The organism is Streptomyces sp. NPDC111744, assembly GCF_055634995.1.
The window spans coordinates 227184-247018 of record NZ_JBVKCG010000008.1 but is presented as its reverse complement, the minus strand read 5'-3'; the positions used below and the strand labels follow the sequence as shown (position 1 = coordinate 247018).

The window sequence follows — 19835 nt, the reverse complement described above, 5'->3', positions numbered from 1 at the left end:
GCGGTGATCAGTCCTGGGGCGCGGCCGCGGCCGCCCTTCTCAGGCCCAGATGGTCGTCCGGATCCCGGAGTTGAGCCTGCTGTTCGGCCAGCATGCGGCGGACCGCCGGTTCCGGCATGCGGACCACCACCGGCCGGGGCAGGGTCAGCTCCCGCACGGCGGTGCCGGTACGGCCGGAGCGCATACGGTTGCTCACCCTCGCCACCACCCGCACGTCCAGCGTGAACTGCACCAGGACCGACGCGAACTTGGGCTTGTGCAGCGGCATCGAACCCGACGCGTTCACCGCCGCGTCGGCCGCGCCGCCGGAGCCACCGGCGTTGCCCAACAGCTGGTTGAGACGGAACTCGTCGGCGTTGAGCAGCCCCGCCCCCACCAGGCCACGCGCCGACCTGCCGTGCTCGGCCGAGCTCTGGCCGTCCGTCTGGGTGGGCCGGGGCGCGTCCAGGTGGCTCTGCCCCACCGTCTCGAAGGTCATCTTGTCGCCGACGCCCAGCACCCGCCCGTCCCGCAGCCGCGCGTGCAGGGAAGCCCGCAGGTCCTGGCCCGCCGCTCCCGTGGCGTGCACCGGCGGCAGCTCGGCCCCGGCGGAGGTCAGCAGCGGCAGCGACGCGATCAGCCACTCGGTGGAGACGGCCTCGTTCAGGGTGTACGCGGCGGCCTGGCCCTTGGTCCGGAAGCGGTCGCCGCCGCCCGCCTCCCGCACCGCGGAGCTGACCAGCTCCCTTACCTGCGGGGCTCCTTGGAAACCGTTCACCTGCGCCTCCATCGGCAGCCGCACACCCCCGGAGCGCCAGCTGCCGAGCGCGGCCGGGCGGTCGTCCTGCGGGCCGGGAGCGGGTGCCACCGGCTGGTGGCGGGGCGCGGTCAGCCGGCCGAGGGCGGTGAGGTCCTTCTCCAGGACGCGGTGGGTCAGCGCCTGGCGGCCCAGGGAGACCAGCGCCAGCCGGCGGTCGCCGCGGTGCAGTTCGAGGGTCGCCTCGATCGGCACCCGCATCTTCGACGACTTCGCGGTCTTCGCCTCCGCGACCGTCTTCATGCCGAGCTGGCCGCGGCCGACCGCGCCGGAGCGCCGCGAGCCGCCCGAGCCGACGCCGAGTCCCGCCGCACCGCCCATGCTCTTCAGCTGACCGGCCCCGCCGTCCGGTTTGCCGGAGCCGGCGAAGATCCCCTCCGCGCCGGTCGTCACGCCCTCGTCGTGTGAGGTGGCCTGCTGGGCGACGGCCGCGGTGATGTACTCCAGGTCGCGGCCGTCGTCCGCAGCACCGTCGTAGGTGCCCTCGCCCAGGCGGTTGACCTTGAACACCGCCCAGTAGGGGGTCTTGCGGCCGTCGAACAGCTCGACGGTGACCCCGCCGTCCATGGCGCCGGAGAGCAGCCCGGTGCTGCCGTCGCGGTCCAGGACACGCAGCAGCCGTTGCACGTTGTCGTTGCGGTCCGCCAGCTGCCGCCGGGGCAGCAGGTCGTCGGCCAGGCTCTGCTGCCCGCTCTCCGCGAGGCGGGTACGCAGCCGGGCCAGCAGCGGCACGAAGTTCGGCAGTTTCTCGATCATGCCGAAACCGAGGGGCAGCGAGCGGCCGAAGGACGGGGACGGGCCGGTGCGCGTCGCCGCGGACGTGGTGGACCCGGCCGTGTCCGTCGTACCCGTGGCGCGGGTCCCCTCCCGGGCCTCGCGCTCGGCGCCCGCCCGGGAACTCTCGGCCGGTCGCTGCCCCGGCCGGGACGTCGTCGCCGCCGGCGCCGGTTCGGGGTCGAGCTTCAGCTGTCTGCGGATCGACGCCGGCAGCTGTGCCTCCGTCAGCCACACCGCCGCCTCGGCCGGCAGGGTGCGGGCGTCCGTCGCCACGTAGAGGCCGCCGCCGGTGACCTTGACCTCGGCGACCATGGTGACGAGCAGGTCGCACTGGACCAGGTAGAGCGGCGCCTTCTTCGGGGTGTGGGCGTTGCGCTCGACCGTGCCGGACAGGGCCGCGGTGCGGGCGTCGCCCTCGCTGCTGGTGCGGTTCCCGGACAGACCCTGGCCCAGGCGCCACTCGGCGCCGTTCTCCGAGCCGGTGGCGCCGAACTGCCACGTGCTGGTGGTGCCCTCCCCCTCCTGACCGGCGGCCTGGTGCCCGCCGAGCACGAAGGTCTCCGTGCCGGGACCCGCGCCCTGGTGCACGAACTTCGGGTTGGTCAGTGTGAGCCGGGTGCCCACGGCCCCGTTCAGCGCGGCGAGCCGCCGCGGATAGCGCAGGTTCTTCACCACCCACCCGGAGGACGCGGCCTGCCGCAGCGACGCCGTGATGGCCTGCGGGCCGAACCGTTCCTCGATCGCCAGCCGCGGCGCGAGCCCCTCCGTCTGCAGCGCCGGATCCTCGCGTACGCCCTTGTTGCGGGCGGCGGCCCGGGACAGCAGCTGGAAGGCGAGGTCCCGGACGGCCTGTCCGTCGCCGACCGTCTCCACCAGCTGCCAGTCCCGCAGCGGCTGTCCGACGGACGGCCGGGGCACGAGCGTGGCCAGGTCGCCGATGCCCTCGGCGGTGACGGCGTGCTCGGGCCGCGGGGCCTGCGCCCGCCGCCGGTCGCCCACCGCGTCCTGCCGCCGCCTGCCCTCCTCGTCGAGGGTGAACTCCGTGGGGGTGACCAGCCGTACGTCCTGCTCGTCCAGATGCAGTCCGGCCAGCCGCTTCGGCTCGGGCGCGTCCTGGCCCGGGGAGCCGGGGGTGAGGGCCCGGCCGAGCTTGCGCTGCCGGGAGGTCATGGTGACGTCGACGTCGAGGCGCAGGGCCGCCCCGAAGGTGCTGGCCTTCTCGGAGCCGTTGGTGAGGACATCCGTGCGGGTGGTGGGGCCGGCCTGGTTGCGGCGGGTGCCGGAGCGGTGCTTCTCGTAGCGGGCCGAGCCGGTCAGGATGCCGGGCAGGATCCTGGCCTGCCCGAGCACGAGACCGCCGATCGAGCGTGAACTGCTGCGTCCGCTCTGCGTGTTGCCGGTGACACCGGAGTGGCTGCGCACCAGCCAGTCGTCGGTGTCGCCAAGGTAGCCGGTCTCGCGGAGCTGCCCTGTGACGCGGATCTGCACGTCGTGCGCGTGCAGCGTGGTCTTGCGGCGCAGCCGCACCCGGATGCCGGTCGAGGTCAGCTGGTCCTTGTTGACCCGCAGGTTGGTCTCGGACAGGGCGGCCATCAGCTCGCGGTGGTTGCGCCGCTGGTCGGCGGCCTCCTCCTTGGACGGGGGCGTGGCGCGCGCGTCGGTGCCGAAGGCGGGCAGATAGCCGGCCAGCCGGGGATCGGTCGCGAACAGCTCCTGTACGGCGCGGACCATGGGGCCGGTGTCCAGCTGGCTGAGGGTGACGCTGGAGCCCATGGCGCCGAAGGGGAGGTGCCGCTCGACGTCGACCTCGTTGCCGTTCTCGTCGGTCCGCTTGGGCTTCTCGATGAACTCCTTGGCCTCGGTGCCGGGCGGCAGCGGCAGCCCGAGCGACCGTGCCTCGTCGGCGCGCAGGCTCATCCAGACCCGCATCGAGTGCCGGGCGACCCGGGTCCCGGGACGCAGGACCATCCCGGCCGAACGCGGGCCGGTGCCCTCCACGGTGAACTGAACGGTTCCCTGGTAGAGCACCTTGTCGCCGCGCACCTCCGCACCCTGGCGGCTCGACACGGTCTGCTCGGCCACGGTGAACCGCGCCTTGCGGGCCGCCGCGACCGGCATGGCCGTGGCCCGGACGACGGCGGCGTTCCCGGCCGCTCCGACGCCGATGGCCGGACCCAGGCCGCCCGTGACGGCGCGCCCCTTGCCCGCGCTCTCGGTGACCGTGTGCTGGGTCTGCTGATGGGTGCGCAGCTGGGTCCCGCCGGTACCCCAGGCGGGCGACATACCGGTGATCTCGGCGTGCATGCGGTAGCTGCCCACGCTGCTGCCGTCCTTGGCCGCCAGGTCCTCGCCGACGACGCCGTCGCGCAGCAGCCGTGGCATGTCCTCCAGGACGGTCGCCGCGGAGGTCGCCTCGTAGAGCCGGGCGCGGCCGGGTGCGCCGGGTGCGGTGAGCGAGGGGTGCAGGACGCCGGCGACCGCGTCGAAGAGCCCGCCGCCGCCCTGGTGCGGGGCCGCGCTGTCCGTCACGGCGACCGGGGCCATCGAGTCGGCGAGCGAGACGCGCCGGGCGGTGTCCGCCTGGAGGGGCTGCGGAGCGCCGGGTGCCTGGGCGCCCGCCGGGACGAGGTGTTCGGTGGGCACCCGCTGGGTGAGGGTGCCCGAGCCGCGGAAGGTCTGCTCGTTCGCGGCGCCGTGCTTCTTGATCCGTACGCCGTACCGCACGTTGCGCGGCGCCTCGACGGAGCCCTTCTCGCTGCGCAGCACCCGCGGTTCGGCCAGGTTGCGCTGGCTGCGGGACTCCCGCGACGACTGCCAGGGCTGCGCGTTCGCCAGCCCGGCACCGCCCAGCCACAGCCCGGGTACGACGGGCGCGAGCCCGAAGGCCATCCCGCCCAGGCCCTTGCCGGACCCACCGCTCGCGGTGGTCGCGACGGTCGCGGCGGTGTTGTGCTGGACGTCGACCTTGGTGTCCTTGCCCTCGGCCTCGTCCACCGCGGCGAGCGGCGCTCCGTCCGGGTCCGGCACGGTGTTCGCGAGCAGGTCCTTGGGATGGAAGACCGGCGGCCGGTCGTCGCGGGCGCGGGAGACGGTGACGGTGACGTCGAACCACTCCTTGCCGTTCCTGCCCTGGACCGCGAAGGCGCGGCCCTGCCCGTAGAACGACTCGGGGCGCCCGGCCAGGTCGGCGGCGACCGCGGCGACCTGGCCGTCGCCGTGGCCGACCACGGCGGCCACGGCGTTGCCCACGAACTCGTGCCCGGTCAGCCCGTACGCCGTGGACAGCCCGGCGGCCTGGAACTCCATGAGGTACGACGGCAGCACGAGCCCGGGATCGGTGCGTTCCTCCTCGATACGGGGCGGCGGCGTGGGCCGGTTCCGTGCCGCCGGCGGCCGGAAGGCACCCTTCCCCTTACCCTCCCGCAGCGCCCGCGTGGTGGCCGCGTTCCCCGCGCTCCCCTGGAGGGCGAGCAGGGCGTGTTCCGTGGGCCCGGCAGGCCTTCCGGAGCCGACGGGCCCGGCAGGCCTTCCGGAGCCGACGGGCCCGGCGGGCTTTCCGGAGCCGATGGGCCCGGCGATGACCGGTGTCCGGGAGGCCTCGGGAGAGGCGTCTTTTCCGCTGTCGCCTGCCTGTCGCTGCGTCCGCACGGAGTCAACGTACGGGCGGCCGGAACAGCGGGAACGCCTTCCGCCGACTCCCGCCCCACTTGTCACTCCTGCCTCGTCAGGCGGTCAACGTCCGTACACTTGAGGGTCGTTCAGCCGCCCGGGAAGTCAGGAGACCCGGGGGAAGCGGGCCTGCAGGGTCCAGATCGCCGGATTGTCGGCCAGCCCCTCGTGCATGTCGGTGAGGTCGGCGAGCAGGTCGTGCAGGAAGTCCCTTGATTCCCGGCGAAGTTCGGCGTGGGAGAAGGTGAGCGGGGGTTCCTCCGCGGGCATCCAGTCGGCCTCGACGTCCACCCAGCCGAAGCGGCGCTCGAAGAGCATGCGGTCCGTGGACTCGGTGAAGTCGAGTTCCGCGTGCTGGGGCCGGGCGGCCCGGGACCCTGCCGGGTCGCGGTCGATCCGCTCCACGATGTCGCACAGCGCCCACGCGAAGTCGAGCACCGGCACCCATCCCCAGGCTGTGGACAGCTCCCGGTCCGCCTTGGTGTCGGCGAGGTAGACGTCCCCGCAGAACAGGTCGTGGCGCAGCGCGTGGACGTCCACCCGCCGGTAGTCGGTCTGGGGCGGGTCCGGGAAGCGGTTGGAGAGGGCGTAGCCGATGTCGAGCACGTCGTCGATGGTGTCATGGCGTCCTACGATCATGTGCGTGCCCCGATCCGCGCTCGTCATCCCGTCGGTCCTGCTCTGCCTCACGCTGGCCGCGTGCGATGGCGGGGTGCACGGCACCCCGGGCGGCGCGGGCGTACGCGACCCGTACTTCCCGAAGGCGGGCAACGGCGGCTACGACGTGAGCCACTACACCCTGGACATCGGCTACGACCCCGGCACCCACCGCCTCACCGGCACCGCCGCGATCACCGCCCGGGCCACCCAGGGCCTGTCCGCCTTCGACCTCGACCTCCGGGGACTGCACGTCGACAAGGTCACCGTCGAGGGCGAGGAGGCCCGCTGGAACTGGGCCGGCCAGGAACTGACCGTCCGCCCCCACGACGACCTGGCGAAGGGGGAGACCTTCAGCACGACCGTGCGCTACTCGGGCCACCCGGAGACGATCACCGACCCCGACGGCTCGACGGAGGGCTGGCTGCGCACCGCCGACGGCGCGCTCGGCCTGGGCGAGCCCGTGGGGTCCATGGCCTGGTTCCCGGGCAACCACCACCCCTCCGACAAGGCGTCGTACGACACCACGGTCACCGTCCCGAAGGGCCTCCAGGCCGTCTCCAACGGGGAGCTGAAGAGCGAGACGACGAAGAACGGCCGTACCACCTTTGTCTGGCACACCGCCGAGCCGATGGCGAGCTATGTCGCCACGGTCGCCGTAGGCCACTACACGGTCACCCGCTCCACCACCCACGACGGCCTGCCGGTGTACGTCGCCGTGGACCCGACGCAGGTGAAGGCGAGCCGGGCGGTGCTGGCGAAGATCCCCGAGATCATGGAGTGGGAGCAGTACAACTTCGGCCCCTGTCCCTTCTCCTCCACCGGCGCGATCGTCGACCGCCCGGCGGACTTCGGATACGCCCTGGAGACCCAGACCCGTCCCGTCTTCCCCGGCGCCCCGGACACCGAGGCCCTCGTCCACGAACTGGCCCACCAGTGGTACGGCGACTCCGTCACCCCGAGGACCTGGCGGGACATCTGGCTCAACGAGGGCTTCGCGACCTACGCCGAGTGGCTCTGGGCCGAGGACCACGACGGGCCGAGCGCCCAGCAGACCTCCGCCAAGGTCTATGCCACCCCCGAGGACGATGCGTCCCTCTGGGGGTTCCCGCCCGCGAATCCCCCGAGCGCCGCGTACATCTCGGAGCGGCCGGTGTACGACCGGGGCGCGATGGTCCTGCAGAAGATCCGCCAGAAGACCGGCGACGACACGTTCTACGACATCATCCAGGGCTGGGCCGCCGCTCACCGGCACGGCAACGCGGACACCGCCGAGTTCACGGCGTATGTCGAGAAGAAGGCGCCCGGCAAGGACTTCTCCCCCATCTGGAAGACCTGGCTGTACGGCGACGGCAAGCCGCCCCGGCCGTAGGCCCGGTCAACCCTCCGGTTTACTCAGCTCCTTGCGCAGCACCGCACACGGCCGCCCGAGCCGACGATCCGGGCGATGACCGATCACCTCGTACCCGAGGGCCGTCCAGAAGGCGAGTCCCTTCGGATTCCTCTCCAGCACGGCGAGCCGTAGGGCGTCCCGCCCCGCCGCCCGGAACCTCTCCTCGACGCCCTCCGCCATCCGCCGCCCGTACCCGCGCGCCCGTGCCAGCGCGTCGACCATCAGCAGTCCGATCCACGGATCAGGATCGGCCGGATCAGGATGCCGGGCCAGCGTGATCACCACCCCCACCAGCAGCCCCTCGGCCCGCGCCAGCAGCACCTCCACGTCCGGATTCGCCAACTCGTCGGCCAGCGCACCGGCCACCTGCTCCGGCCGGATGTCGTCCGGATCCGGAAAGTCCCCGCTGAGCGCCTGGAACTCCCGGTCGGAGGCGTACAGGGCGGTGAGCTCGGTGAGGAGCGGGGCCGGGATGTCGTGGTCGGGGCTGAGGGGGAGCGGGGCGAGGATCATGCGGGCAACCTATCCGGCCCTACTCACCCGGAGGCGGGTAGCGGGGCAGGCCGTCCGTCGCGATGGTCCAGCCGCCGATCGTCACGTCCTCGCCGTAGACGAAGTCAGTCTTTCTGCGGTTGTTGCGCTGAGCGTAGGGCACGCAACCTGCCCCAAAGCCCAGCCGAGTCGGGCATATTCACTCGCGGGAGTGACGCTGCGCGACGGGCGGGAGGAGAGGGGCTTGGTGGGTTCTTTCTCCCGGTTTCGTTCCTTGGGTGACGTCGCCGCCCTTCGGGTCGATCCCCTCCTAATCCGCGACTCCAAGTACACGCACACGCCCACCACCCCCGGCCCCCGGCTCGCCCTCGCCCCCGCTGCCTGGGCGGCCTTCCTGCCGTACGCGGCCGCGAGCTGATTCCGCGCCGGAGCCCCCGGCGTTACACCGGGGGCTCCCGCACAGCGCAGCGTGCCGCGTGTGTCAGACGTTGACGCCGAAGTCCTGGGCGATGCCGACCAGGCCGGACGCGTAGCCCTGGCCCACCGCGCGGAACTTCCACTCCGCGCCGTTGCGGTACAGCTCGCCGAAGACCATCGCGGTCTCGGTGGCGGCGTCCTCGGAGAGGTCGTAGCGGGCGATCTCGGCGCCGCCGGCCTGGTTGACGATGCGGATGTAGGCGTTGCGGACCTGGCCGAAGTTCTGCGAGCGGGTCTCCGCGTCGTAGATCGAGACCGGGAAGACGATCTTGTCGATGTCGGCCGGCAGGGCCGCCAGGTTGACGTTGATCGCCTCGTCGTCGCCGGCGCCCTCACCCGTGCGGTTGTCGCCCGTGTGGACGATCGTGTTGTCCGGGGTCTGCTTGTTGTTGAAGAAGACGAAGTGACCGTCGGAGTAGACCTTGCCCTCTCCGTTGACCGCGATCGCGGAGGCGTCGAGGTCGAAGTCCGTGCCGGTGGTCGTGCGGACGTCCCAGCCGAGGCCCACGGTGACGGCGGTCAGGCCCGGAGCCTCCTTGGTGAGCGAGACGTTGCCACCCTTGGACAGGCTTACAGCCATGGTCGGGGAGTCCTTTCCCTCGTGTGCGTACGACCGTGCGGCGTACGGGCTTGAAGCTACAGCTACCTGTATGAACGCCACGAGAGGTACCGAAGGTTCCAGCTCTCTTTACTTTCTTTGCCGAACGGGTGATGGACGAAATTCGCGTGACGTGTGCCGGTCAGTCGCGCGACCATGGCGGCATGTCCGGTCCGTATGTCATCAGAGGCTCCGTCTCGCTCCCCGAGGCCGAGCTCAACTGGCGTTTCTCGCGGTCGTCCGGGCCCGGTGGGCAGCACGTCAACACCAGTGACTCGCAGGTGGAGCTGCGCTTCGACCTCGCGAACACCCAGGCGCTGCCGCCGGTGTGGAAGGAGCGGGCACTGACGCGGCTGGCCGGGCGGCTCGTCGACGGCGTGGTCGTCGTACGGTCGTCCGAGCACCGCTCCCAGTGGCGCAACCGCGAGACCGCCGCCGTACGCCTCGCCGCCCTCCTCGCGGAGGCCACCGCACCCCCGCCCAAGCCCCGCACACCGACCCGCATCCCACGCGGCATCAACGAACGCCGGCTGCGCGAGAAGAAGCAGCGGTCGGACACCAAGCGGGGCCGGACGGGCCGCGACTGGTCATAGCGGCCCCCTGCCGAGCGCTTCCCAGACGCTTCCTAGAGCTCCAGCACTCCCACCGGCTGGTCCCCGCTGACCTCGCCGGTCTTCCGGAAGCCCAGCCGCAGATAGAACTCCTCGGGGCCCTCCGGGCCGGCATGCCAGGTGACGTACATCTCCTGGCCGCCCCGGCGACGGATCTCCTCGGCCACGGACTCGACCGCGAACCGGCCGTAGCCCTTCCCCTGCTCCCCGGCGTCGATGTTGAGTCGCCAGAGGCCGGAGCGGAACAGGGTGCCGTCGGCGCGCCAGTCGATGTCGAAGAAAGCCATCAGAAAGCCGACCGGTCGGTTCTCTTCGCTGTCGACGATCAGGCGCGGCCAGGCGACTCCGGGGGGATGGACGTATGCCTCGGCCAGGGAATGGGCGACCGGCTCGACGTGGTGTTCCTGGTCGGGGCGGACGCGAATGGCGAGTGCCGCCGCCAAATTGGCGGCGGCGACTTCTTCGAGGTGGGGCCGGGGGGTCATCCGCGCACTTTAGACGGGAGGTTCAGCTGCGCCCATGGAATATTTTCCGTACGGACCGTGCGGTCTCATCCCAACTGCCGGTACCGCCCCCGGAAATACATCAGCGGACCGCCTTCCGCGCTCGGCAGTTCGGCGGTGAGGACGCGGCCGATCACGAGAGTGTGGTCCCCGGCCGTCACTCGCTGCTCGGTGCGGCACTCCAGCGTCGCGAGGGCGCCACCGACGAGCGGGGCGCCGGAAACCTCGCCGCGCACGTACGGGATGTCCTCGAAGAGCAGCCGGTCGCTGATGCGGCCCTTCATCGCGAAGCGTCCGGCGATATGGCGCTGGCTCTCGGTGAGCACGGAAACCGCCCACAGCGGCTGTTCGTCAAGCAGGTCGTCCATCCGGGAGCCCTCACGCAGGCTGACCAGCACCAATGGCGGGTCGAGCGACACCGACACGAACGCGGTGGCGGTCATGCCGACGTCCTCGCCGACCGGCGCCAGCGGGTCGTCCGGGTCGAGCGACGGCTCCTGCGCGGTCACCAGGACCACGCCCGCGGCCAGCCGGGCCATGGCCGCCTTGAACGTTTCGTTGCTCACCCCCACAGCATGCCCGGTGGCTTCTGCGGCGTTGAGGGAAGGAGTCTTCAGCACGCCGGAAACGCTAATCTCGGCCCCTGCGCGACCGCATCGGCCATCGGCCCGAGCCGGGTCCTAGGACCAAGGACGGGCGAAGGGCCGTAACGTGCGTCATGTCCGCACAGCCGCAAAGGTTGTGTTCGGTTAACGCACAGGCAAAACGCAGAAACTCCACGCAATTGCTCACGTTCTCCTGTGACTTGAGTCACAAGGGGCATTAATTGTTGACCCTGTGTACCGAGTGGGCAGCGCGCTGTGATTCAGTGGCGGGGAAAAGTAGCGCCGAAGCAGACCCTTTGATTCGCTGCGAGGTCTCGGGGGGAGGGCGAACATGGAGACCGAGTCGGAACCCTACGTCCGTCTTGCGTCCCTGCGACAACTGCACCAGGTCATGGCCGACATGAACACGGCCCGCAGCCTGGCGGACACACTGCAGACCGTCGCCGACGGCGTGATCACCGCCCTCGGGTACGAGATGGCGTGCGTCAATCTCGTACGCCCCGACGGCGATCTCGTGGTCGCGGCCCTCTCCGGCAACTCCGCCGCCGAGGCCCTGATCACCGGCCGGGTCGGCTCCCGTGACTCATGGGACCGGCGGCTGGGCATGGGCGAGAAGTGGGGCGACCTCGTCTTCATACCGCACACCGAGGGCTGGGTCCTCGACGACGACGATGTCCCGCAGTGGTACACCGACGGCCCCGCGCCCCGTTTCGAGGACGAGTGGCACCCCTCGGACCGGCTCTTCGCCCCCATGTACACGCCCGGCATATCGGGCAGCTCCTGCGGCGAGTTGCTCGGCGTGATCTCCGTGGACCGCCCGCGCAACGGCCGGCACCCCGGCGCCTGGGGCCGCGAGGCCCTGCAGATATACGCCTTCCAGGCCGCGATCGCCATCAGCAACGCGCGTCTACGTGCGAACATGCAGCGGGCACTGGTCAGGCTCGAGCGCGACCAGCAGGCCCTCAGGGCCAGCGAGGAGAGTTTCCGGCAGGCCTTCGAGTACGCGCCCTCCGGCATGGCGATAGCCGAGATGGGCGGCGATCAGCACGGCCGAATACTGCGCACCAACGACGCCCTGTGCCGCCTGCTGGGCCGCCCCGCCTCCGCGATGCGCCGCTACTCCTTCTCCGACCTGGTCCACCCCGAGGACATCGGTACCCTGCTGCGCACCTCGGCGGAGGGCGGCCGCGCCGAGCTCCGCCTCGGCCGCCGCGACGGGACGTACGTCTGGGTCTCGCTCCGCAACAGCGTCGTCGCCGACGCGGCCGACGGACCCCGCTTTCTCCTCACCCACGTCGAGGACATAGAGGAACGCAAGCGCCGCGAGCTCCAGCTGGCCCACCGCGCCTCCCACGACTCCCTCACCGGGCTGCCGAACTCCGCCGAGCTCCGCTCCCGCCTCGCCTCCCGGCTCTGCCGGCGCGCCGACACCGACGGCCTGGAGTCCCTGGACGCGGCCTACGGCCACCCCGCCTACGACGCCAACGGCCACGGCTTCGACTTCGCCGCGTCGACCCAGTCCTACGACGGCTACGACCACCATGTGCACACCGTCGCCCCCGAGGAGGGCCGCGACGACGGCGCCAAGGGGCTCGCGGTGCTCTTCTGCGACCTCGACGGCTTCAAGTCGATCAACGACCGGTTCGGGCACAACGCGGGCGACGCGGTCCTCATCGAGGTCGCCCGCAGGCTCTCCCGGGGTGTCCGTGACGGCGACACCGTGGCCCGTCTCGGCGGCGACGAGTTCGTGATCCTCGCCGACGGGCTCGGCAAGGCCGACGCCCAGGACCTCGCCGTACGCCTGCGCAACGAGATCATCCAGCCGATCCGCGCCGAGGACCGGGCCGTCCGGGTGGGTGCCAGCTTCGGCATCGGATGGGCGCACTGCGGCATGACGGCGGACGAAGTCCTGAAATCCGCCGACGAGCGGATGTACGTAGAGAAACGATCTCGTCCCAAACAGCACCGCCGTGCCGGATGATTCCCAGGTCATCGCACTGATGCGATCCGGGTCACCCGTTTGGCTCAGTCAGACCGGGTAGGCTCGACTCTCAATACCTGTACCGCATCCGCCCGCACCTGTTGAGGAGTACCAAGGGATGACGCCCGGCGACAACGGCGCGAGCACGCCCGAGGACGACGACCCGTTCGGCTACCTCTACGCCGACGGCCAGGCCAGAGGAGCCCAGCCGCCGTCCGGCTCCGGTGGTTACGGCTACCCGAACGCGGTCAGCAGAGTGCGCTCGGTAGGGGAACGCAGCTACGGCGGACAGCAGCAAACACCGCAGTACGGCGGCAACCAGACCATCCCGCAGCAGCAGCCCGGCGGCTACGGCCAGCCGCCGGCCGCCGCCTACCAGGCCCCGGAGACGTTCCCGGGCGGCGCACCGACCACCCGCCAGCAGATGCCGCCGTCGGGCCGCGGCCGGGGCCCGAACACCAAGGGCCTCCTCATCGGCGCCATCGCGGTGGTCGCGGCGGTCGTCATAGGCATCAGCGTCGCGATGATGAACGGCAACGGCGACGACAACAAGGCGAGCGGCGGCGCCTCCGCGTCCGCGTCCACGTCCCAGAGCGCATCCCCGTCCCCGTCGACCACCAGCTCGGCCTCGGCGACGGGCGACATCCCGCCGGTCGACGCGAAGGCCCTCCACCTGGACGGCGGCGCGAGCCTGGCCTCGGACGTCAAGGGAGCCAAGGCCGACGGCGGCGTCTACGTCACGAACTTCAGCCAGACCGGTGCCGGCGTCACCTGGACGGTCAACGGCATCCCGTCGGATGGCATCTACACCGTCTTTGCGCACTACAGCGCGATACAGGACGAGAGCATGACGCTGTCCATCAACGGCAAGGTGTTCGGCAGCAAGTTCCCGCTGAATAACTACACGGGCCAGAGCGACCCGGCCAACGCCTGGACGACCAGCTACACGTACCCCACCCTCACCAAGGGCACCAACACGATCTCCCTGTCCTGCCAGAGCGGGGACAGCTGCGACGTCCTGCTGGACCAGCTGTGGGTGAAGCAGGGCAAGCACACGAACAAGGGCTAAGCGGCCGTTGTCCCGCCGGTCACCGTGACCCGGTCGAGCAGCTTCTCGTAGGCCGCCCGGTCGAACTCGCCCGCCGCCGGGGCCCGTACGGTCGCCGTCGACAGGGCGACCGCGCGGGACAGGCGGTCCGGCCAGGGGAGTTGTTCCACCAGGCCCGACAGCAGGCCGGCGACCGCCGAGTCGCCCGCGCCGGTCGGGTTGCCGCGCACCGGCGCCGGGGGCACTGCGCGCCAGCGGCCCTCCGGAGTCACCGCCAGCAACCCCTCCGCGCCGAGTGAGGCGACCACGGCCCGGGCGCCGCGCCGTCGGGCGTCCTGGGTGGCGCGGAGCGGCTCGTGGGAGCCGGTGAGTTCGGCCAGTTCGTCGGCGTTCGGCTTGACCACGTCCGGGCGGGCGGCCACCCCGCGCCGCAGCGGTTCGCCGCTGGTGTCGAGGAGGACGGGGACACCGGCCGACCGGGCGCTCTTTATCAGACCCGCGTACGCCCCGACCGGTACCCCCGGCGGCAGGCTCCCGCACAGCGCCACCGCCGAGGCGCCGGGCAGCAGTTCCTCGTAGTGGTCGAGGAAGGTGCCCCACTCGGCGGGAGATATCTGCGGGCCGGGCTCGTTCAACTGGGTCGTGTCGCCGGTCAGTTCGTCCACGACGGCGATCGTGCGGCGGGTCGGTCCGGCGACCGGCAGCAGCGCGTCCCGCACCCCCGGCACCCCGGCGAGCCGCTCTCGTACCGCGCGCCCGGTGGCGCCGCCCGCGAAGCCGGTCGCCGTCGTCTCGTGCCCGAGGGCGGCGAGCACCCGGGCCACGTTCACCCCCTTGCCGCCCGGCCGTTCGGTGACGTCCGAGACGCGGTGCGAGGCGTGCGGGCGCAGTGTGCCGACGCGGTAGGTGATGTCGAGAGCGGTGTTCAGCGTGACCGTGAGGATCACCGGGCGACCTCCCTCGCGTATGTTCGTACGGTCCGATGGGGGGCCTCGATCATGCCAAAGAGACGGCGACCGGCCTAGGTCGCCGTCTCGTGGTCCGGCTTCGGCCGGGCGGTGCCGTTCTCGCGGCCAGGGGTGTGGAGCGGGCGGTGGTGGTGGGCTGGCCCTACGGGGCGGTCGTCGCGGCGCACTGGGCCGGCCGGAATCCGGGGCGTGCCCTGGGCGCGGTCATGGTCGACGGCGCGGCACCGCACGACTGACTGGACGAGGCCATGGAGCAGCGGATCCGGAAGCTGTTCCGGCGGATGGGCTGACCAGCGGCCCGGCCCCGCCATCGCGTCAAGGTGGCGGGGCCGGGCCGCTTCAGCGGAGGGCAGTTGACGGAAGTTCGGGTACGACCACCCACGCGCCCTGCCGCATCACGCCCTTCAGCGTGAAGTCGGCGTCCAGGACGAGCAGGTCGGCGTCCTTGCCGGGCTCCAGGGAGCCGACGCGGTCGTAGAGGCCCAGCAGCCGGGCCGGGTTGGCGGACAGGGCGGCGACGGCGTGCTCGACGGGCAGCCGGTCGATGGTCACCGCCCGCCGCAGCGCGCGGTCCAGGGTCAGCGTGGAACCGGCGATGGAACCGCCGTCCACCAGCCGGGCGACCCCGTCGGTGACCTCGACCTCCAGGGGGCCGAGGAGGTAGTGGCCGTCACCGCTGCCCGCCGCGTCCATCGCGTCCGTGATGAACGCGACCCGGTCGGCGCCCGCGTGATGGAAGGCCAACTGCAGTGCGGCGGGGTGGAGATGGGTGCCGTCGTTGATCAGCTCGACCGTCACCCGCTCGTCCTCCAGGAGCGCGGCGATCGGGCCGGGGGCGCGGTGACCGAGCGGCGGCATCGCGTTGAAGAGGTGGGTGGCGACCGTGGCGCCCGCGTCGATCGCCTCGACCGTCTGCTCGTACGACGCGTCGGTGTGGCCGACGGCGGCGATCACGCCGTGTTCCGCGAGCAGCCGTACGGACTCGATGCCGCCGGGGAGTTCGGTGGCGAGCGTCACCATCTTGGCGTGGCCGCGCGCCGCGTCGACCAGCTTGCGGACCTCCGCCGGGTCCGGGTCCCGCAGCAGCGCCTCGGAGTGGGCGCCCTTGCGGCACGGGGAGATGAACGGGCCCTCGAAGTGGATACCGGCGATCTCCCCCTGCTCGGCGAGCTCCGAGAGGAGGCCGGCCTGGCGGACGAGGACGTCCATGTCGTCGGTGACGGTGGAGGCGACCAGGGTGGTCGTGCCGTGCACGCGGTGCGTGTGGATGCCGGTGAGGATCTCTTCCGCGGTGCCCGAGCTGAAGGAGGCTCCGCCGCCGCCGTGGTTGTGGATGTCCACGAAGCCCGGGATTACGTAGTGACCGGCGACGTCGATGAGCTGGGCGTTCTCGGGGGCGTGAGCGGCGATGCGCGTGCCCTCGACCGCGAGTCGGCCATCTTGGACAACTCCGGTGGGGAGGACTACCCGGGCGCCGTCGAGGACCAGGCCGTCGTACCCGGTCTGCGCGCGGTTCGTGGCTGGTCGCCCCCGCGCGGCGGTAGCCGCAGATTCAGCACGGCCCAGCACCCCTTGCGGGGCGCTGTTGTCCTGCTCTTTCGCAGCCGTCACGGGGTTACCTCCGGTGTCGTCGTAGTCAACAAGTCCTGCGCCAGCAGCCCCGCGCCCAGACAGCCCGCCGTGTCTCCCAGTGCCGCCGGGACGATGGCCGGCAGCTTCTGGAAGGTCACCCGGGTCTGCACCGCCTCCCTCAGCGGCTCGAACAGCACGTCCCCCGCCTCCGCCAGACCCCCGCCGATGATCAGGACGCGCGGGTCCAGCAGCGTCAGGGCCGTGACGAGCCCGTCGGCCAGGGCGGCCACCGCCTCCCGCCACACCCGGACGGCGTTCGGGTCGCCGGACGTGACGGACTTCGCGCAGTCCGCCGCGTCGGCGTCGGGGTCACCGGTGGCCTTCGCCCACGCCTCGCTCACCGCGGCCGCCGACGCGTACCGCTCAAGGCAGCCGTGCTGCCCGCACGGACACGGCGCGCCCTGCGGCCGTACGACGATGTGGCCGATCTCGCCCGCGAAGCCGTGCGCGCCCGACTCCACCCGGCCGTCCAGGCCGAAGCCGCCCGCGATACCCGTGCCGAGCGCCACGAAGAAGAAGCGGTCCGCGCCCTTGCCCGCACCGAGCCGGCCTTCCGCCAGACCGCCGGTGCGCACGTCGTGGCCGAGGGCGACCGGGATGCCGAGGCGGTCGGCGAGGAGGGCGCGCAGGGGTACGTCGCGCCAGCCGAGGTTGGCCGCGTAGACGGCGATGCCGTTCGGCTCGTCGACTATGCCGGGTACGGCGAGGCCGAGCGCGGCCGCGCCCTCGCCGTAGTGCTTCTCGCCGTACGCGTGCAGGTCGGCGGCGAAGTCGAGGATGGCGGCGACGACGGCTTCGGGGCCGCGGGCGCGGCCGGTCGCCCGGCGGTCCTGGTGGAGCAGCTCGCCGTCCGGGCCGACCAGCGCGGCCTTCATTCCGGTGCCGCCCACGTCCAGGGCGATGACATGTCTCACGGGAACAGTGTGGCCCGCCGACCCGCAAGAGGTCTAGTCCACTTGCGTGGTGTAGACCTTATGGGTCCACATATTGAACGGCGAGACAGTTAGACAGGGGTAGTTCACGTGCGGCGGCGTAGGGCAGGAATGATCGCGGTGGTGTCCGCAACGGGCATGACGGCGGTCCTCGGTGGCTGTGGGACGACGGGCTCCTCGGACGTCACCCTCAGACTCGTCGCAGCCGACTACGGAGACTCCGCCGCCAACAGCTCCCAGAAGTACTGGGACAAGCTGGCCAGGGCGTACGAGGCCAAGCACTCCGACGTGAAGATCGACGTCACCGTCTACTCGTGGAACGACGTCGACCGCAAGGTCAAGGAGATGGTCGCCGAAGGCAAGGCACCCGACCTGGCCCAGATCGGCTCGTACGCCGACTACGCGGCCGCCGGCAAGCTGTACGAGGCCGGGGAGCTGCTCTCCATCCCGGTCCAGGCCGACTTCCCCTCCCAGCTCGCCGAGGCGGGCCAGTGGAACCACGCGCAGTACGGCATACCCTTCGCCGCCTCTACGCGCGTCCTCTTCTACAACAAGACCCTCTTCTCCGAAGCCGGCATCACCACCCCGCCCACCACCTGGAGCGAGCTCGCGGCCGACGCGAAGGCGCTCAAGGAGAACGGCGTGAAGTACCCGTACGCGCTGCCGCTCGGCCCCGAGGAGGCGCAGGCGGAGACCATGCAGTGGCTGCTCAGCGGCGGCAGCGGCTTCACCGACGACGTCGGCACGTACACGATCGACTCCTCGCAGAACATCGGCACCTTCACCTGGCTCAAGGACGAGCTGGTGGGCAAGGGCCTGACCGGTCCGACGGCCCCCGGCAGGCTGAACCGCGCGACCGCGTTCGCCGCCTTCGCCGACGGCCAGGTCGGCATGCTCAACGGCCACCCCACGCTCATCAAGCAGGCCGAGAAGAAGGGCGTGAAGTTCGGCACGGTTCCGATGCCCGCCCGCGCCGGCCAGAGCACCACCACCGCGTCCATGGGCGTCACCGACTGGATGGCGGCGTTCAAGCAGAACGGCCACGCGAACCAGGTCGGCGACTTCCTCGACTACGTCTACAGCGAGAAGAACGTCCTCGACTTCTCCCGCGAGTACGGCCTGCTGCCGGTCACCACGTCGGCGTCCCAGACGATGACCTACTCCCCCCAGGGCCAGGACAAGCAACTGCTCCCCTTCCTGGAGCAGCTGCCGACCTCCGAGCTGTACCCGGCCGGCAAGACCTCCTGGGCCGCCGTCAGCGCCGACGTCAAGAAGCAGATAGGCACGGCGGTCGCGCCGACGGGCGACCCGACCGCCGTTCTCACCCGGCTCCAGTCCGAGGCGACGGCGGCCGACAGCCGTACGAAGACGGGCTGAGCGTTACGGTTCTCCGCATGGACCGGCAAGAACTGGGCGCGCGCGAACAGGCGATCCTCGCCCTGGAGCGCCGGGGCTTTCCGAGCCCCGGCGCCAAGGAACGGGCGATCCGCGAGGAACTGGACCTGGCGCCGGTGCGCTACTACCAGCTCCTCAACGCCCTCCTCGACGACGAGCGCGCGCTGGCCCATGATCCGGTGACGGTGAACAGGCTGCGGAGAGTACGGGAGGCGCGGCGGTCGGAGCGCTGAGGGGGCCGGGTGAGGGAGGTTCTCGCCCCCGCCGCCCCTGCCCGTTCCCATCACCAGGGGGCTGCGCCCCCTTCGACCCCCGCCGGCGGTTGACGCGGATCTGCGGGCCGGTGGGGGTTGAGCGCGCCCACGCGGCGGAGCCGCATGTAGACACAGCCCCGCGCCCTTTCGGGGCACTCGGATACTGTCGGCTGTATGGGCACCCACATCACGGAACCCCTCCCGACGCCTCGCACCGCGGCCGGTCGCGACGGCCTTGCCGCTCTCCTCTCCCGGCCGCACACCGCCCTCGTCGGACTTGACTTCGACGGCACCCTCGCGCCGATCGTCGCCGACCCCGAGCAGGCCCGGGCTCACCCGGACGCCGTACCGGCCCTGGCCGCCCTGGCCCCGAAGGTGGCCGCCGTCGCCGTGATCACCGGCCGCCCGGCCGAGATCGCCGTCCGCTACGGCGGTTTCGCCGGTGTCCCCGGCCTGGACCACCTCGTCGTCCTCGGCCACTACGGCGCCGAACGCTGGGACGCGGCCACGGGCGAGATCACCGCGCCCCCACCGCACCCCGGTATCGCCGTCGTCCGAGCCGAACTCCCGGCCGTCATCGACGGTGTAGGGGCGCGGGGCACCTGGATCGAGGACAAGGGCCATGCCGTGGCCGTCCACACCCGCCGGGCCGACGACCCCCAGGCCACCTTCGAGTCCCTCCGCGCCCCCCTGACCGACCTGGCCACCCGCAACGGCCTGATCGTCGAACCGGGCCGCCTGGTCCTGGAACTCCGCCCCCCGGGCATGGACAAGGGCGTGGCGCTGAGCGAGTACGCGAGGGAGATCGGCGCGGGCGCGGTCCTCTACGCCGGCGACGACCTGGGCGACATCCCGGCCTTCGCGGCCGTGGAGAAGCTCCGCACGGAGGGCGTACCGGGCCTGCTGGTATGCAGCGGCAGCACGGAGGTCACAGAGCTGGCGGACCGAGCCGACCTGGTGGTGGACGGCCCGGAGGGAGTAGTACGGCTACTGGAGAACCTGGCTCACCACAGCGCCCCCTAAGGAGCGCGGAACTGCGCGACCAGG

19 protein-coding genes are annotated in these 19835 nt (G+C 71.7%); 9 read left to right on the top strand and 10 right to left on the bottom strand.

Annotated elements, in window-relative coordinates; genetic code table 11:
* Nucleotides 1–7 precede the first annotated feature (7 nt).
* Together ACZ7OO_RS20470 and ACZ7OO_RS20465 are read right to left on the bottom strand one after the other, a co-directional pair.
* A complete protein-coding gene (locus tag ACZ7OO_RS20470) occupies nt 8–5221 on the bottom strand; it encodes a hypothetical protein (protein ID WP_471506247.1) in 5214 nt (1737 codons plus the stop codon).
* A gap of 126 nt (nt 5222–5347) precedes the next feature.
* Complete coding sequence (locus tag ACZ7OO_RS20465) at nt 5348–5848, bottom strand: hypothetical protein (RefSeq protein WP_352223594.1); 501 nt, start codon at nt 5846–5848, stop codon at nt 5348–5350.
* Between the two features lie 31 nt (nt 5849–5879).
* On the opposite strand from ACZ7OO_RS20465, the gene ACZ7OO_RS20460 reads away from it, so the two are divergent.
* Nucleotides 5880–7271, top strand: coding sequence for a M1 family metallopeptidase (locus ACZ7OO_RS20460; protein ID WP_471506245.1), 1392 nt, complete (start codon nt 5880–5882; stop codon nt 7269–7271).
* 6 nt (nt 7272–7277) lie between these two features.
* On the opposite strand, the gene ACZ7OO_RS20455 is transcribed toward ACZ7OO_RS20460, so the two are convergent.
* Complete coding sequence (locus ACZ7OO_RS20455; protein ID WP_471506243.1) at nt 7278–7805, bottom strand: GNAT family N-acetyltransferase; 528 nt, start codon at nt 7803–7805, stop codon at nt 7278–7280.
* Nucleotides 7806–7824: 19 nt separating this feature from the next.
* Nucleotides 7825–7947, bottom strand: coding sequence for a hypothetical protein (locus ACZ7OO_RS20450; protein ID WP_471506492.1), 123 nt, complete (start codon nt 7945–7947; stop codon nt 7825–7827).
* A gap of 84 nt (nt 7948–8031) precedes the next feature.
* Between ACZ7OO_RS20450 and ACZ7OO_RS20445 the strand changes: the two genes are divergently transcribed.
* Complete coding sequence (locus ACZ7OO_RS20445) at nt 8032–8202, top strand: DUF397 domain-containing protein (RefSeq protein WP_471506241.1); 171 nt, start codon at nt 8032–8034, stop codon at nt 8200–8202.
* A gap of 63 nt (nt 8203–8265) precedes the next feature.
* Here the strand turns inward: ACZ7OO_RS20445 and ACZ7OO_RS20440 are convergent, their stop codons facing one another.
* Nucleotides 8266–8841 carry a TerD family protein gene (locus ACZ7OO_RS20440; protein WP_352223539.1) on the bottom strand — a complete coding sequence of 192 codons (576 nt, stop codon included), beginning with the start codon at nt 8839–8841 and terminating at the stop codon, nt 8266–8268.
* A 182-nt stretch (nt 8842–9023) separates the two neighbouring features.
* Here ACZ7OO_RS20440 and arfB point away from each other — a divergent pair, with 182 nt between their 5' ends.
* Nucleotides 9024–9452, top strand: a complete 429-nt coding sequence (gene arfB, locus ACZ7OO_RS20435; protein ID WP_352223538.1) for an alternative ribosome rescue aminoacyl-tRNA hydrolase ArfB — start codon at nt 9024–9026, stop codon at nt 9450–9452.
* A 32-nt stretch (nt 9453–9484) separates the two neighbouring features.
* Here arfB and ACZ7OO_RS20430 read toward each other — a convergent pair whose 3' ends face one another.
* Both ACZ7OO_RS20430 and ACZ7OO_RS20425 read right to left on the bottom strand, forming a co-directional pair.
* Nucleotides 9485–9955, bottom strand: coding sequence for a GNAT family N-acetyltransferase (locus tag ACZ7OO_RS20430; RefSeq protein ID WP_471506238.1), 471 nt, complete (start codon nt 9953–9955; stop codon nt 9485–9487).
* Nucleotides 9956–10020: 65 nt separating this feature from the next.
* Nucleotides 10021–10539 carry a flavin reductase family protein gene (locus ACZ7OO_RS20425; RefSeq protein ID WP_471506236.1) on the bottom strand — a complete coding sequence of 173 codons (519 nt, stop codon included), beginning with the start codon at nt 10537–10539 and terminating at the stop codon, nt 10021–10023.
* 370 nt (nt 10540–10909) lie between these two features.
* Between ACZ7OO_RS20425 and cdgB the strand changes: the two genes are divergently transcribed.
* Both cdgB and ACZ7OO_RS20415 read left to right on the top strand, forming a co-directional pair.
* Nucleotides 10910–12559: a diguanylate cyclase CdgB gene (gene cdgB / locus ACZ7OO_RS20420; protein WP_471506234.1), complete on the top strand. Its 1650-nt coding sequence runs from the start codon at nt 10910–10912 to the stop codon at nt 12557–12559.
* A 118-nt stretch (nt 12560–12677) separates the two neighbouring features.
* Nucleotides 12678–13628, top strand: coding sequence for a carbohydrate-binding protein (locus tag ACZ7OO_RS20415; RefSeq protein WP_471506232.1), 951 nt, complete (start codon nt 12678–12680; stop codon nt 13626–13628).
* Here the strand turns inward: ACZ7OO_RS20415 and ACZ7OO_RS20410 are convergent.
* On the bottom strand, nt 13625–14554 hold the full coding sequence (locus tag ACZ7OO_RS20410) for a 1-phosphofructokinase family hexose kinase (protein WP_471506230.1): 930 nt from the start codon (nt 14552–14554) through the stop codon (nt 13625–13627). The two genes, ACZ7OO_RS20415 and ACZ7OO_RS20410, sit on opposite strands and share 4 nt — an antisense overlap.
* 89 nt (nt 14555–14643) lie before the next feature.
* Between ACZ7OO_RS20410 and ACZ7OO_RS20405 the strand changes: the two genes are divergently transcribed.
* Nucleotides 14644–14811 carry an alpha/beta fold hydrolase gene (locus ACZ7OO_RS20405; protein WP_471506228.1) on the top strand — a complete coding sequence of 56 codons (168 nt, stop codon included), beginning with the start codon at nt 14644–14646 and terminating at the stop codon, nt 14809–14811.
* Nucleotides 14812–14914: 103 nt separating this feature from the next.
* Here the strand turns inward: ACZ7OO_RS20405 and nagA are convergent, their stop codons facing one another.
* Nucleotides 14915–16063: an N-acetylglucosamine-6-phosphate deacetylase gene (gene nagA, locus ACZ7OO_RS20400; RefSeq protein WP_471506483.1), complete on the bottom strand. Its 1149-nt coding sequence runs from the start codon at nt 16061–16063 to the stop codon at nt 14915–14917.
* A 119-nt stretch (nt 16064–16182) separates the two neighbouring features.
* A complete protein-coding gene (locus tag ACZ7OO_RS20395) occupies nt 16183–17121 on the bottom strand; it encodes an ROK family protein (RefSeq protein ID WP_471506226.1) in 939 nt (312 codons plus the stop codon).
* Between the two features lie 129 nt (nt 17122–17250).
* On the opposite strand from ACZ7OO_RS20395, the gene ACZ7OO_RS20390 reads away from it, so the two are divergent.
* From ACZ7OO_RS20390 to otsB, 3 genes are all read left to right on the top strand, one after another.
* The gene (locus tag ACZ7OO_RS20390; RefSeq protein ID WP_471506481.1) at nt 17251–18516 is read left to right on the top strand and encodes an extracellular solute-binding protein; all 1266 of its coding nucleotides are present in this window, start codon (nt 17251–17253) and stop codon (nt 18514–18516) included.
* A 17-nt stretch (nt 18517–18533) separates the two neighbouring features.
* A complete protein-coding gene (locus ACZ7OO_RS20385) occupies nt 18534–18767 on the top strand; it encodes a DUF3263 domain-containing protein (RefSeq protein ID WP_352223532.1) in 234 nt (77 codons plus the stop codon).
* Nucleotides 18768–18962: 195 nt separating this feature from the next.
* Nucleotides 18963–19811 (top strand): trehalose-phosphatase, encoded by an 849-nt coding sequence (otsB, locus tag ACZ7OO_RS20380; RefSeq protein ID WP_471506224.1) that lies wholly within the window; start codon nt 18963–18965, stop codon nt 19809–19811.
* Nucleotides 19812–19835: the final 24 nt, after the last annotated feature.